The following is a 14,597-nucleotide window of genomic DNA, read 5'->3' on the forward strand; positions in this document are numbered from 1 at the left end:
GCGGTGGGGCGCGCAGATGAGTACGGTCCTCGCGCAGGCGCCCCACCGGTTCCACCGGGTTGCTGCGGGGCTTCAGCCGAGCTGGGCCAGGGCCTCCGTGGCGATGCTTTCGAAGACCTTCTGGTCGGCGGCGAACGCCGAGTCGGGGATGGGCCAGTGGATCACGATCTCGGTGATGCCCAGGGCGGCGTGCTTGCCGGCGAAGTCGACGAAGGCGTCCACGGACTCCAGCGGACGGCCGCGGTCCGGGGTGAACCCGGTGAGGAGGACCTTGTCGAGTTCGGCGGCGTCCCGGCCGATCTCGGCGCAGGCACCGGCGAGCTTGGCCGCCTGTCCGCGAATGGCTTGAATCGACTCCTCGGGGGTGCCCGTCTCGAACAGCTTCGGGTCGCCCGTCGTCACCCACGCCTGCCCGTGCCGGGCGGCCACCTTCAGTCCGCGCGGTCCCGTCGCGGCCACCGCGAAGGGCAGTCGGGGCCGCTGCACGCAACCCGGGATGTTCCGCGCCTCCTGGGCCGAGTAGAACTCGCCGTCGTACGTCACCGAGTCCTCGCTCAGCAGCCGGTCGAGCAGCGGCACGAACTCGGCGAAGTGGTCGGCCCGTTCGCGCGGGGACCACGGCTCCTCGCCGGCCTTCAGGAGCGTCGTCGCGTCGAAGCCGTTGCCGCCCGCGCCGATGCCGAGGGTGATCCGGCCACCGGAGATGTCGTCGAGGGAGATCAGCTCCTTGGCCAGCGTGACCGGGTGCCGGAAGTTCGGCGAGGTGACGAGCGTGCCGAGGCGCATCCGCTCCGTGACGGACGCGGCGGCGGTCAGGGTCGGCACGGCGCCGAACCACGGCCCGTCGCGGAAGGTCCGCCAGGCCAGGTGGTCGTAGGTGTACGCGGTGTGGAAGCCCAGCTCCTCGGCGCGCTGCCACGCGGCTCGGCTGCCCTCGTGCCAGCGGCGGTAGGGCAGGATCACGGTGCTCAGGCGCAGGGCGGGCGTGGGCTGACGGGGCTGATCGCTCATGCCCCAGAGCCTAAGCGGCGCGCGCCGGGCGTGGGCCGGGGGTGACGGCGGTATGGGGGACCGCGTCTCGCGGGTCCGGTCGGTCTCAGCCGCGAAACCGCAGGTAGCGGGGTGGAACGGCCTCCGTGAGCCAGACGCCGTTGGCGCTGACGCGGAACGTGTGGCCGTCCCGGTGCATCGCTCCCGCGTCAACGGACAGCACGACGGGGCGGCCGCGGCGGGCGCCGACGCGGGTGGCGGTCTCTCGGTCGGGTGAGAGGTGGACGTCGTGCCGACTCATGGGCCGCAGCCCCTCGGCGCGGATGGCGTCCAGGGCCGAGGCGACAGTGCCGTGGTAGAGGTACGCGGGCGGGGTCGCCGGGGGCAGTCCGAGGTCGACGTCCACGGTGTGGCCCTGGCTGGCGCGGATCCGGGAGCCCTCGATCGCGAAGCGCCGCTTGTCGTTGGCGGCGACGACGTGGTCGAGCTCGTCCCGCGTGATGCGGAAGCCGTGGGCGGCGGCCGCGGCGAGCAGCGTGCCGATCTCGACCCAGCCGCCCTCGTCGAGGGTCAGTCCGATCCGCTCCGGCTGATGCCGCAGATGCTTCGAGAGGTACTTCGACACCTTGACGGTGCGTCTTTCGTCCATCCCGTCAGAGTGGCGGGCGTCTCACTCCTCGCGCATGTGATTTTTCTGTTCGCAGGTTTGATCCACAGCCAAGTCCGGTTATCCACAGGGGATTTGGCGATTCTGTGGACAACCATCATGCGATTGGCGGCATTTGGTCAATCTGGCGTGAATCGCGGTGGTTTGAGGTGAGAGTGTTCAATGTTCTTGCTTGTACTTCCCGTTCGGTCGCAGCGGCGATGAACTCGGGGACGCGCTCAGCACCAACGAGGCTCTGTACAGCGCGGATCGTGTCACCGGGAAGAGCCACCGAATGGGCTTCCTCCACAGGCGAGGTGACCGGGCCCTCCGACAGGTGCCGGTGGAGGTGCCGAGTGGCGAACAGCTTCATCGCACGCGCCAGTTCGGCGTCGACCGACTGCTGCGCGAGCGGCCGGAGTCTGCGAACGAGCGAGGCCGCCTCGGCCGCCTCGGCGTCCGTCGGGGGCAACGGGCCGAGATAGCGCGCGAAGACATGCTCGGTCGTGAACTCCAGGAAACGCGTGGCGATGTGCTCGATCTGACCCCTCAACTCCCTTAGATGGCCGGAGATCGCGGGCAATGGAACGCCGGCCGCATGCAACTCGGCGGCCACGGCCAGCTCTTGAGGACTCGGGACCAGGAACTCGTCGTCGTGTCCGGGGATCTGTTCCAGGATCCCGAGCGCCACCGCGTCGGCGATGGCCGCCGCGTCCTCGCTGCCCCCGAACCGTGCCGCGAGATCGGCGCGCGAGATCCGGTCGGCCTTCTCGTCGGTCCACGGCCCGTCGACCTCCGCGACCAGGCCGAGCACACCCCCGAGCCCGCGCCCCGCGTCCCACGCCTCGAGGAGCTCCTTGATCGAGGCCAGGGTGTACCCGCGGTCGAGGAGGTCGGCGATCTGCCGCAGCCGGGCCAGATGCGTGTCCCCGTACACATTGGCCCGGCCGCGCCGCTCTGGGCGGGGGAGTAGCCCGCGGTCCTGGTAGGCGCGGATGGTGCGGACCGTGGCGCCGCTGCGGTGCGCCAGGTCCTCGATCCGGTACTCGGCCACAGCCTGCTCCGTCACGTTTCACATCCCTCTGCCGTGCTGTGTGGGAAGGCGGCGCCGCCCCGTGTTCCGGACGTCGACCGCGTGCGGCCGGACCGAACGAAAGGCCCTAGGACAGAGCGGTCCGGCCGATCGCGCCCGCCGCCGTCCTGGCCGCGGGCGACTGCGCCAGATACTCGACGGCCTTGCGCAGCGACCCCTCCTGCGAGGGATGGTACGACCGCCGCAGATAGCGGGGTATCGCCGCACCCAGCTCCCGCCAGCTGGGCAGCAGCCCCTTGCGCACCGCCCTGTTGTGTTCCGCCAGCGAGTAGCGCATCCGTCCGACGAGCTGCGGGTCGTGACGTATGAGATACGCCGCGCCCCAGGCCCACAGATACAGCATCACGGGAACGGTGACGGCCATGCCCGCGAGCCGGCGGGCGTAGCGGGGCAGGCCCTCGCCGCCGCAGTGCTGGTACATGTCGAAGGCGACCGCGCGGTGCTCGACCTCCTCCGCGCCGTGCCAGCGCAGCAGGTCGAGCATGACCTCGTCCGTGTCCGCCGCGTCGAGCCCTTCGGCATGCAGCACCCAGTTCCCCAGGACCGCGGTGAACTGCTCGATCGCAGCGACGACGGAGAGCCGGAAGCGCAGCCACTCCTGGGTGGAGACCGGGGCACCCAGCGGCGGCCGCTCGCCGAGAAGCTTCTCGAAGAGGAAGTCGACGTACTTCGTGAAGTCCGCGGTGTCGAGCCGCTGCGCCGCCAGATGGTCGAGGACGTACGCGTGCTGCACGCTGTGCGTGGCTTCCTGACCCATGAACCCCTTGACGTCCCCGAGCAGTTCGGGATCGTCGACGAGCGGCAGGCCCTCCTTGAACACCTTCACGAACCACCGCTCCCCCGCCGGGAGCAGCAGGTGCAGCACATTGATGACGTGCGTCGCCGTGGGCTCGCCCGGTATCCAGTGCAGCGGCGTCGTCTCCCAGTCGAAGGAGACCCGGCGCGGGGTGATCGCGTAGTGCCCGGTGTCCCCGGTGAGCTCGCTGTGTCCGGTGGGCCCGGCGCTCTCCTCAGTGCTCACAACGGCGGCTCCAATCGTGCGACGGCGCGCAGGGCCTTGGGCGTGAAGCGGGACATGAGGTGGGCGCCGCGGGCCTCGGGCGTGACCGGGACGACCGCCTGATTGCGCACGACGGCGGACAGGATCGCGTCGGCGACCTTCTCCGGCGGATAGTTCCGCAGGCCGTACAGGCGCGAGGACTTCTTCTGGCGGCGCTTCTCCTCTTCGGCGTCGACCCCGGCGAACCGGGCCGTCGCCGTGATGTTCGTGTTCACCAGGCCGGGGCAGATCGCGGAGACGCCGATTCCCTGGCCCGCCAGCTCGGCGCGCAGGCACTCGCTGAGCATGAGGACGGCGGCCTTGGACGTGCTGTAGGCGGGCAGAGCCTTGGAGGGCTGGAACGCCGCGGCGGACGCCGTGTTCACGATGTGGCCGCCCTGTCCTCGCTCGGCCATCTGCTTGCCGAAGAGGCGGCAGCCGTGGATGACACCCCACAGATTGACGTCGAGGACCTTCTTCCAGTCCTCCGGCGTGGTGTCGAAGAAGGACCCGGACAGGCCTATGCCCGCGTTGTTCACCAGCACGTCGACGATGCCGTACTCGGCGGCGACCTTCTCGGCGAGCTTCTCCATGGCCTGCTCGTCGGCGACGTCGACGGTCTCGGCCCACGCCTGGGGGGCGCCTATGAGCTGGGCCATCTCGGCGGTGCGGGCCGCGCTCTCCGTGTCCCGGTCGACGGCCACCACGCGCGCGCCGGCCTCGGCGAACGCGAAGGCCGTGGCCCGCCCGATCCCGCTGCCCGCGCCCGTGACCAGCACCAGCTGGCCGCCGAAGCGCTCGGCGTGCTTGCCCGTCGCCTTCGTGCGCCGTGCGGGCAGGCCCGCCTCCCGCTCCTCGTTCGCCAGGACGAACTCGCTGATCCACGCGGACAGTTGATCCGGCCGGGTGCGCGGCACCCAGTGCTTGGCCGGCAGCGTGCGGCGGACCAACCCCGGTGCCCACAGCTCCAGTTCGTCATAGAGCCGCTCGGACAGGAAGATGTCGCCCAGGGGCAGGACGAGCTGCACCGGCACGTGCGCGTACGCGTCAGCGCGTGGCCTGCTGAGCCGCGCCCGTACGTTGTCCCGGTAGAGCCAGGCGCCGTGGGCCGCGTCCGACGGCAGGGACGGCGTCGGGTAGTCGCCCGCCGGCACCTTCTCCATGCGCTCGAGGATCTTCGGCCAGCGCTTGCCGAGCGGACCGCGCCAGGCGAGCTCGGGCAGCACGGGCGTGTGCAGCATGTAGACGTACCAGGACTTGGCGCCCTGGCCGAGCAGCTGGCCCACCCTGCGGGGCGTCGGCCGCGCCATGCGCTTCTTGATCCAGTGCCCGAAGTGGTCGAGCGACGGGCCCGACATCGAGGTGAAGGACGCGATCCTGCCCTCGGTGCGCTTGACCGTGGCGAACTCCCAGGACTGCACCGAACCCCAGTCGTGGCCGACCAGATGGACCGGCTTGTCCGGGCTGACCGCGTCGGCGACCGCGAGGAAGTCGTCCGTCAGCTTCTCCAGCGTGAACCCGCCGCGCAGCGGCGTCGGCGCCGTCGACCTGCCGTGGCCCCGCACGTCGTACAGGACCACATGGAAGCGGTCCGCGAGCCGCTCGGCGACCTCCGACCACACCTCCTTGGAGTCCGGGTACCCGTGCACGAGCAGCACCGTGGGCCGGTCCGGGTCGCCCAGCTCGGCCACGCACAGCTCGATACCGCCCGTGCTGACCCAGCGCTCCCGCGCTCCGGCCAGCCCCTTGATTCCCGTCATCAGATGCCCTCCGCCCAGCGCCGCACGTGCGGCAGATCGTCGTCCAGCCAGAACGCGCTCTGTTCGGGGTCCTTGGAGTCGGTGACGACCAGGATCTCCTCGAACTTCGCGCCCGTACCCCGGAAGCCGAGGTGCGGCTCCACCGCCCACAGGCCCGGCTGCGGCGGATGGTCGGAGAACTTGTACGGCGACCACAGCGGGGACCAGCCGTCCCGGTGCCCATGGATCGCGTCGCTCGCGAGCCCCTTCAGGGACTGCGTGCCGAAGCCGAACAGCGTCGGGGACATCCGGCGCTCCTTGACGCGGTCCACCTTGTGCGCGATCACGCCGAACGGGTACGCGCGATGCCGGTTCGCGTAGCCCTGGCGGACCATGAGCCGGTCCACGTCCTCGTAGATCTCCCGCAGGGAACGGCGCTCGCGGACCTCGCGGACGATCAGCTCGCGGTGGGCCTCGAGGTCGGCGAGCAGCTTGTCCTGCACGGGATTGAGGCCGAGCGAGCCCGAGTAGCCGATGTCCGCCGTACAGCCCTTGTAGACCGGGGCCATGTCGAGGATGAACGGCATCCCCGCCTCCAGCTTCCGGTTCGTCGGGAAGAACTGGAGCGGGATCCGGAAGCCGGCGAACGCCGTGCGGTCGCCGAACCAGGCGAACGGCAGATGGAACCAGTCGCGCACCCCGCGCTCCCGCAGCCACTCCCGCTGCATCCGGGCGGCCTCGCGCTCCGTCACGCCCGGCTTGAGCTGCGCCGCGACAGCCTCCGCGCACTCGTACGCGAGGGACTGGACTTCTCTGAACCCCCGCAGCTCCGCGGAGAGTTCACGTACCACTGCTGGGGTCATGCCACCGTCCGTCCGTGTCCGGTCCGTTGCCGTACGCGCTCGTAACTTGACACTGATGAATGTGACAATGGTTGGCGGCTGCGTCAAGGGGTGTGCACGGCAGCCTGTGGAAAACTCCGGGAGCTCACGGAGGGCGACTCAGGGAGGAACCCCTAGGGACCCGTAGTACTCGAGTCTGAGACCGGGACAACCCCCTGGTCTGACGACCCGTGTGGTCTGCGCCACTACCTTCGAGGTGTGACTGTGATCGCGACCGAAAGCCTGAGCAAGCGGTTCCCCCGGGTGACCGCGCTTGACCGGCTCTCCATGGACATCGGGCCCGGTGTGACGGGACTCGTCGGAGCCAATGGAGCCGGCAAGTCCACTCTGATCAAGATCCTTCTGGGTCTGTCCCCCGCCACGGAGGGCCGCGCCGCCGTGCTCGGCCTCGACGTGGCCACCGAAGGCGCCGCCATCCGCGAACGCGTCGGCTACATGCCGGAACACGACTGCCTGCCGCCCGACGTCTCGGCCACCGAGTTCGTCGTCCACATGGCGCGCATGTCGGGCCTGCCGCCCACCGCGGCCCGCGAGCGCACCGCCGACACTCTCCGCCACGTCGGCCTCTACGAAGAGCGCTACCGCCCCATCGGCGGCTACTCCACGGGCATGAAGCAGCGCGTGAAGCTCGCGCAGGCTCTTGTCCACGACCCGCAGCTCGTCTTCCTCGACGAACCGACGAACGGCCTCGACCCGGTCGGCCGTGACGACATGCTCGACCTGATCCGTCGCGTCCACACCGACTTCGGCATCTCGGTCCTCGTCACCTCGCACCTCCTGGGCGAGCTGGAGCGCACCTGTGACCACGTCGTAGTGGTCGACGGCGGAAAGCTCCTGCGCTCCAGTTCCACCACGGACTTCACCCAGACCACGACGACTCTGGCGATCGAGGTCACCGACTCCGACGAACACCCGGACGGTACGCGTGCGTTGCGTGAGGCCTTCGCCCTGCGCGGCATCGAGACCGCGACCGGCGGAGAGCTGCCCGGCGCCGGACACACGGTGCTGATCACCACCCAGAGCGACGACACCTACGACCTCGTGCGCGACATCGTCGCCGAGCTCGGCCTCGGGCTGATCCGGATGGAGCAGCGCAGGCACCACATCGCGGAAGTCTTCCGCTCAGAGACGGACAACGAGCGGAAGGAGGCGGTCACCCATGGCGGTTGAGCAGTCCCTCACCCTCGCCGGTGAGCAGACCCGCATCCACAACATCGGCTACCGCCACTACGACGGCCCGCGCCTCGGCCGCGCCTACGCCCGCCGCTCGCTCTTCTCCCAGAGCCTGCGCGGCGCCTACGGCCTCGGCCGCTCGGCCAAGTCCAAAGTGCTGCCGATGCTGCTCTTCGTCGTGATGTGCGTCCCCGCGCTGATCATGGTCGCGGTGGCCGTCACCACCAAGATGAAGGACCTGCCGGTCGACTACACGCGCTACGCGATCCTCCTGCAGGCCGTCATCGGGCTCTATCTCGCCTCCCAGGCACCCCAGTCCGTCTCGCGCGACCTGCGCTTCAAGACGGTCCCCCTGTACTTCTCCCGCCCCATCGAGCGCGGTGACTACGTCCTGGCGAAGTTCGCGGCCATGACCTCCGCCCTCTTCGCGCTCACGGCGGCCCCGCTGATCGTGCTCTACGTAGGCGCGCTGCTCGCCAAGCTCGACTTCGCCGAACAGACCAAGGGATTCGCCCAGGGACTGGTCTCCGTGGCTCTGCTCTCGCTGCTCTTCGCCGGCATCGGCCTCGTCGTCTCGGCGATCACCCCCCGCCGAGGCTTCGGCATCGCCGCCGTCATCGCCGTCATGACCATCTCCTACGGAGCGGTCTCCACCGTCCAGGCCATCGCCGACTCGCAGGACAACGGCGGCGCGATCACGTGGCTCGGCCTCTTCTCGCCGGTCACCCTCATCGACGGCGTGCAGACCGCCTTCCTCGGCGCCACCTCCGCCTTCCCCGGCGGACACGGCCCCTCGACCGGCCAGGGCGTCGTCTATCTGCTCGTCGTGCTCGGACTCATCGCGGGCTGCTACGGCCTCCTGATGCGCCGCTACCGGAAGGTCGGACTGTGACCACGATCAACATCGACCACGTATCGCGCTGGTTCGGCAACGTGGTGGCGGTCAACGACATCACGATGACGATCTCCCCCGGCGTCACCGGCCTCCTCGGCCCGAACGGCGCGGGAAAGTCCACCCTCATCAACATGATGGGCGGCTTCCTCGCCCCGTCGAACGGAACGGTCACCCTCGACGGAGAGCCGATCTGGCGCAACGAACAGGTCTACCGCCACATCGGCATCGTCCCCGAGCGCGAGGCGATGTACGACTTCCTCACCGGCCGCGAATTCGTCGTCGCCAACGCCGAGTTGCAGGGCCTCGGCACGCACGAGGCGCAGAAGGCGCTCGCCACGGTCGAGATGGAGTACGCGCAGGACCGCAAGATCTCGACGTACTCCAAGGGCATGCGCCAGCGCGTGAAGATGGCGTCCGCCCTCGTCCACGAGCCGTCCGTGCTGCTGCTCGACGAGCCGTTCAACGGCATGGACCCGCGCCAGCGCATGCAGCTCATGGACCTCCTGCGCCGCATGGGCGCCGAGGGCCGCACGGTCCTCTTCTCGTCGCACATCCTCGAAGAGGTCGAGCAGCTCGCCTCCCACATCGAGGTGATCGTCGCCGGGCGCCACGCGGCCGGCGGTGACTTCCGCAAGATCCGCCGCCTGATGACCGACCGTCCGCACCGCTACCTCATCCGCTCCAGCGACGACCGCGCCCTCGCGGCCGCGCTGATCGCGGATCCGTCCACCGCGGGCATCGAAGTCGACCTCAAGGAGGGCGCGTTGCGCGTCCAGGCCGTCGACTTCGGCCGGTTCACCACCCTGCTGCCCCAGGTCGCCAAGGCCCACGGCATCAGACTGCTCACGGTCTCGCCGTCCGACGAGTCCCTCGAGTCCGTGTTCTCGTATCTGGTCGCGGCGTAGGAGGCCCTGATGTACGACCCCACTGTCGCCCGGCTCACCTACCGAGCCCTGCTCGGCCGCCGCCGGGCCCTCATCCTGTGTGCCCTGCCCGTCCTGCTCATCGCCATCTCCGCGCTCGTGCGCGGCCTCACCGGGGCGGACGACCAGATCGCCGCCGACGTGCTCGGCGGGTTCGCGCTCGCCACGATGGTGCCGATCATCGGCGTCATCGCGGGCACGGGCGCGATCGGCCCCGAGATCGACGACGGCTCCGTCGTCTACCTCCTGGCGAAGCCGATCAAGCGCCCGACGATCATCTTCACCAAGCTGATCGTCGCCATCGCCGTGACCATGGTGTTCTCCGCGGTCCCCACCCTCATCGCGGGCCTGATCCTGAACGGGAACGGGCAGCAGATCGCCGTCGCCTACACCATCGCGGCTCTCGTCGCCTCCATCGCGTACGCCGCGCTCTTCCTGCTCCTCGGCACGATCACGCGCCACGCGGTGGTCTTCGGCCTCGTCTACGCCCTGGTCTGGGAAGCGCTCTTCGGGTCCCTCGTGGCCGGTGCGCGCACCCTCAGCGTGCAGCAGTGGTCCCTCGCCGTGGCCCACAAGGTGGCGGGCGGCGACCTCATCACCTCGGACGTCGGCCTCCCTCTCGCCACCGTCCTGCTCGCCGGGGTCACCGTGCTCGCCACCTGGTACGCGGGCCAGAAGCTGCGCACGCTGAAGCTCGCCGGCGAGGAGTGACAGCTCTTGACAGCGGCTTCACCCTCCCATCAGGACACTGGTCGGGAGGGTGACGTGTTTTCCGGGAGAGCGCCCCGTTTTCCAGGAAGCTGATCTGTCCCGGAAAGGTGACCCGTTCCAGGAGGAGTGGAGATGACGGCGGAGCCGGAGCGTGAGCGGGACGAGACATGGGAGGGCGTGGCCCTCGACGAGGACTTCATACGGTCCGCCGAGACCACGGAGCCGTCCGCGCGGGCCCGCATGCTCGCCGCACGCTGGCGGAACGAGTCCCCGGAGCCCCAGCCGTGGCGCTCCGACGAGCCGCCCGCGGGCTGGTTCTTCAGCCGCGCCCGCCGCCGCAAGTGGCGCAAGCGCTAGGGCCTCTCGTCTGGGCCGGACAGGCCCAGGCGCGCGCCTGGCCACGTTTTATTCGGTGGCGCCCAACTCCCGGCAGAGGCACAGTAGTTCTGTAACCGCGCCGCGCACGGCGCCCGCCTACTGGGAGAGGAGCGAGACGATGTCGGTCAAGATTCCGTCGAGCTCCCAGCAGGGCAGCCCACGGCAGGCTCCGGAGTAGTTACTCACTCTGTATGAGCCGGCTCACGGGGAGGCTGCCCGGGGCGGCCGCTTCGAGCGTGCACCTTCCCGGTGCGCGGGCCGCCCACCCAGACTTCTCAGTGCCGCGCCCCAAGGGAACGGCACCCGCGGACGGCCGCGGCGACGGCAGGCCGTCAGCCCAGCAGGCGTTCCAGGACCACCGCGATGCCGTCGTCCGCGTTCGACGTCGTGACCTCGTCCGCGACGGCCTTGAGCTCCGCGTGGGCATTGGCCATCGCCACGCCGTGCGCCGCCCAGCCGAACATCGGGATGTCGTTGGGCATGTCGCCGAAAGCGATCGTGTCGGCCGCCTTCGCGCCCAGCCGGCGTGCGGCCAGCGAGAGACCGGTCGCCTTCGAGAGACCGAGCGGCAGCAGCTCGACGATGCCCTCGCCCGCCATCGTGACGCCCACCAGATCACCGGCCACGGCCAGCGCCACGGCGGCCAGCTCGTCGTCGGTCATGCCCGGGTGCTGCACGTACACCTTGTTCAGCGGCGCCGCCCACAGTTCGGTGACATCCGTGAACGGGATGACCGGCAGGGGGCCCTCCTGCACCTGATAGCCGGGCCCCACGACGACCTCGCCATCGAGGCCGTCACGGCTCGCGGCCAGAGCCAGCGGCCCGGCCTCCGCCTCGATCTTGGAGAGCGCGAGACCGGCCAGCTGCCGGTCGAGGGTCACCGATGTCAGTAGCCGGTGCTCGCCGGCGTGATAGACCTGCGCGCCCTGCCCGCACACCGCGAGCCCCTCGTAGCCGAGGTCGTCGAGGATGTGCCGGGTCCAGGGCACGGCCCGCCCGGTCACGATGATGTGGGCGGCGCCCGCCGCGGTGACCGCGGTGAGCGCCTCACGCGTCCGCTCGGAGACCGTGTCGTCGGGCCGCAGAAGCGTCCCGTCGAGATCGGTCGCGACGAGTTTGTACGGGAACGGGTGATCCAGCGGAGCAGGGTGGCTCACTTGTTGATCGGCTCCAGGATCTTTCGGCCCCCCAAGTACGGACGCAGCACCTCGGGCACCCTCACTGAGCCGTCGGCCTGCTGGTGATTCTCCAGGATGGCCACGATGGTGCGCGGCACCGCGCACAGCGTGCCGTTCAGCGTCGCCAGCGGCTGGACCTTCTTGCCGTCGCGCATCCGGATGGACAGACGGCGGGCCTGGAAGCCGTCACAGTTCGACGCCGAGGTCAGCTCGCGGTACTTGCCCTGCGTCGGGATCCACGCCTCGCAGTCGAACTTGCGCGAGGCCGAGGACCCGAGGTCGCCCGTCGCCACGTCGATGACCTGGAAGGGCAGTTCGAGGCCGGTCAGCCACTGCTTCTCCCACTCCAGAAGCCGCGTGTGCTCGGCCTCGGCGTCCTCGGGAGCGACGTACGAGAACATCTCGACCTTGTCGAACTGGTGCACGCGGAAGATGCCCCGGGTGTCCTTGCCGTACGTACCGGCCTCGCGGCGGAAGCAGGGCGAGAAGCCGGCGTAGCGCAGCGGCAGCTTGTCCGCGTCGAGGATCTCGTCCATGTGGTACCCGGCGAGCGCGACCTCGGAAGTGCCGACCAGGTAGTAGTCGTCCTTCTCCAGGTGGTACACGTTCTCCGCGGCCTGGCCGAGGAAGCCCGTGCCCTCCATGGCGCGCGGGCGCACCAGCGCCGGCGTCAGCATCGGGATGAAGCCGGCCTCGGTGGCCTGCGCGATCGCCGCGTTCACCAGGGCGAGTTCGAGGAGCGCGCCGACGCCCGTCAGGTAGTAGAAGCGCGAGCCCGACACCTTGGCGCCGCGCTCGACGTCGATGGCGCCGAGCGCCTCGCCGAGCTCCAGGTGGTCCTTGGGCTCGAAGCCTTCGGCGCCGAAGTCGCGGATCGTGCCGTGCGTCTCGAGGACGACGAAGTCCTCCTCGCCGCCGACCGGGACGTCCGTGTGCACGATGTTGCCCAGCAGGAGGGCGAGGCGCTGGGTCTCCTCGTCGGCCTCGCGCTGCTCGGCCTCGGCGCTCTTGACGGCGGCGGAGAGCTCGCCGGCCTTCTTCAGGAGCTCCTGCTTCTCGTCGGCGGAGGCTTTGGGGATCAGCTTGCCGAGCGACTTCTGCTCGGAACGGAGCTCGTCGAAGCGGAGCCCGGACGACCTGCGCCGCTCGTCGGCGGAGAGCAGGGCGTCGACGAGTGCGACGTCCTCTCCACGGGCGCGCTGGGAGGCGCGAACACGGTCGGGGTCCTCACGAAGCAGGCGAAGGTCAATCACCCCTCAAGGCTACCGGTGCGCGGTTCCACCGCACGAACCGATATCCCGTGCGTTACCTTTTGCCCGATTTGCCGGATGTGAATTCGGCAATGGGCGGTCGACGCGCGGCGAAGCTCGCGGCCGAAATGGATCTTCTCGGGGCCGGTCGGACACTGTGGACGCCGGTCAATGAAAAGGGCTCCATTCCCCGAAATGGGGCAGACGCGGCACGGCCGCTTGACCAAATCCCCTTGTGCGGGGCGGGACTTGGCGGCGGGGTTGTCCACAGGGATGCGGCTCCCCGAAAAGTTATCCACAGGCTGTGCGAAAGATCTGTGGATGCCGGAAGAGATCGTTCCGAAAGCCGCATGAGCGGCGAAGGATTCCCGATCCAAACCCATCTCACACGCACTTTCGAGTGGAAATGGTTCGCTCTATAGAGTTGATCAAAGGAAAAGAGTGGACGAGGGGTGACGTGCGCACCTGTGGACGGAGTTGTGGGCCGTAGGGCGATTTGTCGACCATGTAGCGAGATGGTGTCGACTTGTCCCCAGGTCGAGAAGCACGCCTGTGGATAACTTCTGTGGATGGCGAAAATCTGCAGGTAGGACTGGTTCTGAGGACGTCGAAATCCGGCGCCCGAAGACGCCGGAAACCCGTCAGAACCCGTATGCCCCAAGGCACCGGAACCCGTATGCCCGAATGCGCCGGAACCCGTATGCCCCAAGGCGCCGCCAGCTGGAACGCAAAGGCGTCAGAAACGGCCGTCCTGGCAGCGCGCGAGCCAGTCGGACGCCGCCATGAAGTCGCTGTCGGACGTTCCCGTCCGCGGAGTCCGGACGTCCGCCACGGTGACCCCGGCCCTCGGATACGAGCCCAGGAAGCGCACCTGCGGGCAGACCCGCTTGAGCCCCATCAGCGCCTCGCCCACGCGGCGGTCCGAGATATGGCCCTCCGCGTCGATGGCGAAGCAGTAGTTCCCGATGCCCTCACCGGTCGGCCGGGACTGCAGCAGCATCAGGTTGACCCCGCGCACCGCGAACTCCTGGAGCAGTTCGAGCAGCGCGCCCGGGTGGTCGTCGCGCTGCCAGATGACCACGGAGGTCTTGTCCGCGCCGGTGGGCGCGGCGGGGCGGGCCGGCTTGCCGACGAGGACGAAGCGCGTCTGCGCGTTCTCCGCATCATGGATCTCGGTGACCAGTGGCACCAGGCCGTAGCGCTCCGCGGCGAACTCGCCCGCGAACGCCGCGTCGTAGCGACCCTCCTGGACGAGGCGCGCACCGTCCGCGTTCGACGCCGCGGACTCCCACGTCACGTCCTCGGCGAGATTCGCCTTCATCCAGTTGCGGACCTGCGGCTGAGCCGCGGGGTGGGCCGTCACCGTCTTGATGTCCGACACCTGCGTACCGGGCCTGACCAGCAGCGCGAAGGTGATGGAGAGCAGCACCTCGCGGTAGATCATCAGCGGCTCGCCGGCCACCAGCTCGTCGAGCGTGGTCGTGATGCCGCCCTCGACAGAGTTCTCGATCGGCACGAACGCGGCCTCGGCCTCGCCGTTGCGTACGGCGTCGAGTGCGGCGGGCACGGACACCATCGGAACGAGTTCCCGGGTGGCGGTCTCCGGGAGCGTGCGCAGAGCAACCTCGGTGAAGGTGCCCTGAGGGCCGAGATACGCGTAGCTGGCTGACATATTGGTCA

The 14,597-nt window shown here is 69.4% G+C and carries 14 protein-coding genes; 5 read left to right on the forward strand and 9 right to left on the reverse strand.

Features of this window, described 5'->3' with window-relative positions; genetic code table 11:
• Nucleotides 1-72: 72 nt before the first annotated feature.
• From OG574_RS24645 to OG574_RS24670, 6 genes are all read right to left on the reverse strand, one after another.
• Nucleotides 73-1,011, reverse strand: coding sequence for an LLM class flavin-dependent oxidoreductase (locus OG574_RS24645; protein ID WP_326774983.1), 939 nt, complete (start codon nt 1,009-1,011; stop codon nt 73-75).
• 85 nt (nt 1,012-1,096) lie between these two features.
• Nucleotides 1,097-1,639 (reverse strand): RNA 2'-phosphotransferase, encoded by a 543-nt coding sequence (locus OG574_RS24650; protein ID WP_326774984.1) that lies wholly within the window; start codon nt 1,637-1,639, stop codon nt 1,097-1,099.
• A 115-nt stretch (nt 1,640-1,754) separates the two neighbouring features.
• Nucleotides 1,755-2,705, reverse strand: coding sequence for a MerR family transcriptional regulator (locus tag OG574_RS24655; RefSeq protein WP_326774985.1), 951 nt, complete (start codon nt 2,703-2,705; stop codon nt 1,755-1,757).
• 91 nt (nt 2,706-2,796) lie between these two features.
• On the reverse strand, nt 2,797-3,681 hold the full coding sequence (locus OG574_RS24660) for a metal-dependent hydrolase (RefSeq protein WP_326778600.1): 885 nt from the start codon (nt 3,679-3,681) through the stop codon (nt 2,797-2,799).
• A 65-nt stretch (nt 3,682-3,746) separates the two neighbouring features.
• Nucleotides 3,747-5,528 (reverse strand): SDR family oxidoreductase, encoded by a 1,782-nt coding sequence (locus OG574_RS24665; protein ID WP_326774986.1) that lies wholly within the window; start codon nt 5,526-5,528, stop codon nt 3,747-3,749.
• Entirely contained in the window at nt 5,528-6,370 is an 843-nt protein-coding gene (locus tag OG574_RS24670; protein ID WP_326774987.1) for a M24 family metallopeptidase, read from the reverse strand. The genes OG574_RS24665 and OG574_RS24670 overlap by 1 nt, the downstream gene beginning before the upstream one ends.
• A gap of 243 nt (nt 6,371-6,613) precedes the next feature.
• Here OG574_RS24670 and OG574_RS24675 point away from each other — a divergent pair, with 243 nt between their 5' ends.
• The 5 genes from OG574_RS24675 (at nt 6,614) to OG574_RS24695 (ending at nt 10,468) form a co-directional block, all read left to right on the forward strand.
• On the forward strand, nt 6,614-7,579 hold the full coding sequence (locus OG574_RS24675) for an ABC transporter ATP-binding protein (protein WP_100597170.1): 966 nt from the start codon (nt 6,614-6,616) through the stop codon (nt 7,577-7,579).
• Nucleotides 7,569-8,474 (forward strand): ABC transporter permease, encoded by a 906-nt coding sequence (locus tag OG574_RS24680; RefSeq protein ID WP_326774988.1) that lies wholly within the window; start codon nt 7,569-7,571, stop codon nt 8,472-8,474. The genes OG574_RS24675 and OG574_RS24680 overlap by 11 nt, the downstream gene beginning before the upstream one ends.
• Entirely contained in the window at nt 8,471-9,382 is a 912-nt protein-coding gene (locus OG574_RS24685) for an ABC transporter ATP-binding protein (protein ID WP_100597168.1), read from the forward strand. The genes OG574_RS24680 and OG574_RS24685 overlap by 4 nt, the downstream gene beginning before the upstream one ends.
• A gap of 9 nt (nt 9,383-9,391) precedes the next feature.
• Nucleotides 9,392-10,111 (forward strand): ABC transporter permease, encoded by a 720-nt coding sequence (locus OG574_RS24690; protein ID WP_100597167.1) that lies wholly within the window; start codon nt 9,392-9,394, stop codon nt 10,109-10,111.
• A gap of 132 nt (nt 10,112-10,243) precedes the next feature.
• Entirely contained in the window at nt 10,244-10,468 is a 225-nt protein-coding gene (locus tag OG574_RS24695; RefSeq protein WP_100597166.1) for an SGM_3592 family protein, read from the forward strand.
• A gap of 353 nt (nt 10,469-10,821) precedes the next feature.
• Here OG574_RS24695 and OG574_RS24700 read toward each other — a convergent pair whose 3' ends face one another.
• From OG574_RS24700 to pheA, 3 genes are all read right to left on the reverse strand, one after another.
• Nucleotides 10,822-11,646 (reverse strand): HAD family hydrolase, encoded by an 825-nt coding sequence (locus OG574_RS24700; RefSeq protein WP_100597165.1) that lies wholly within the window; start codon nt 11,644-11,646, stop codon nt 10,822-10,824.
• Nucleotides 11,643-12,920, reverse strand: a complete 1,278-nt coding sequence (serS, locus tag OG574_RS24705) for a serine--tRNA ligase (RefSeq protein WP_326774989.1) — start codon at nt 12,918-12,920, stop codon at nt 11,643-11,645. The genes OG574_RS24700 and serS overlap by 4 nt, the downstream gene beginning before the upstream one ends.
• A gap of 733 nt (nt 12,921-13,653) precedes the next feature.
• Nucleotides 13,654-14,589 carry a prephenate dehydratase gene (gene pheA, locus OG574_RS24710; protein WP_326774990.1) on the reverse strand — a complete coding sequence of 312 codons (936 nt, stop codon included), beginning with the start codon at nt 14,587-14,589 and terminating at the stop codon, nt 13,654-13,656.
• Nucleotides 14,590-14,597 lie beyond the last annotated feature (8 nt).

The sequence above is a fragment of the Streptomyces sp. NBC_01445 genome (genome assembly GCF_035918235.1).
Taxonomy (GTDB): Bacteria; Actinomycetota; Actinomycetes; order Streptomycetales; family Streptomycetaceae; genus Streptomyces.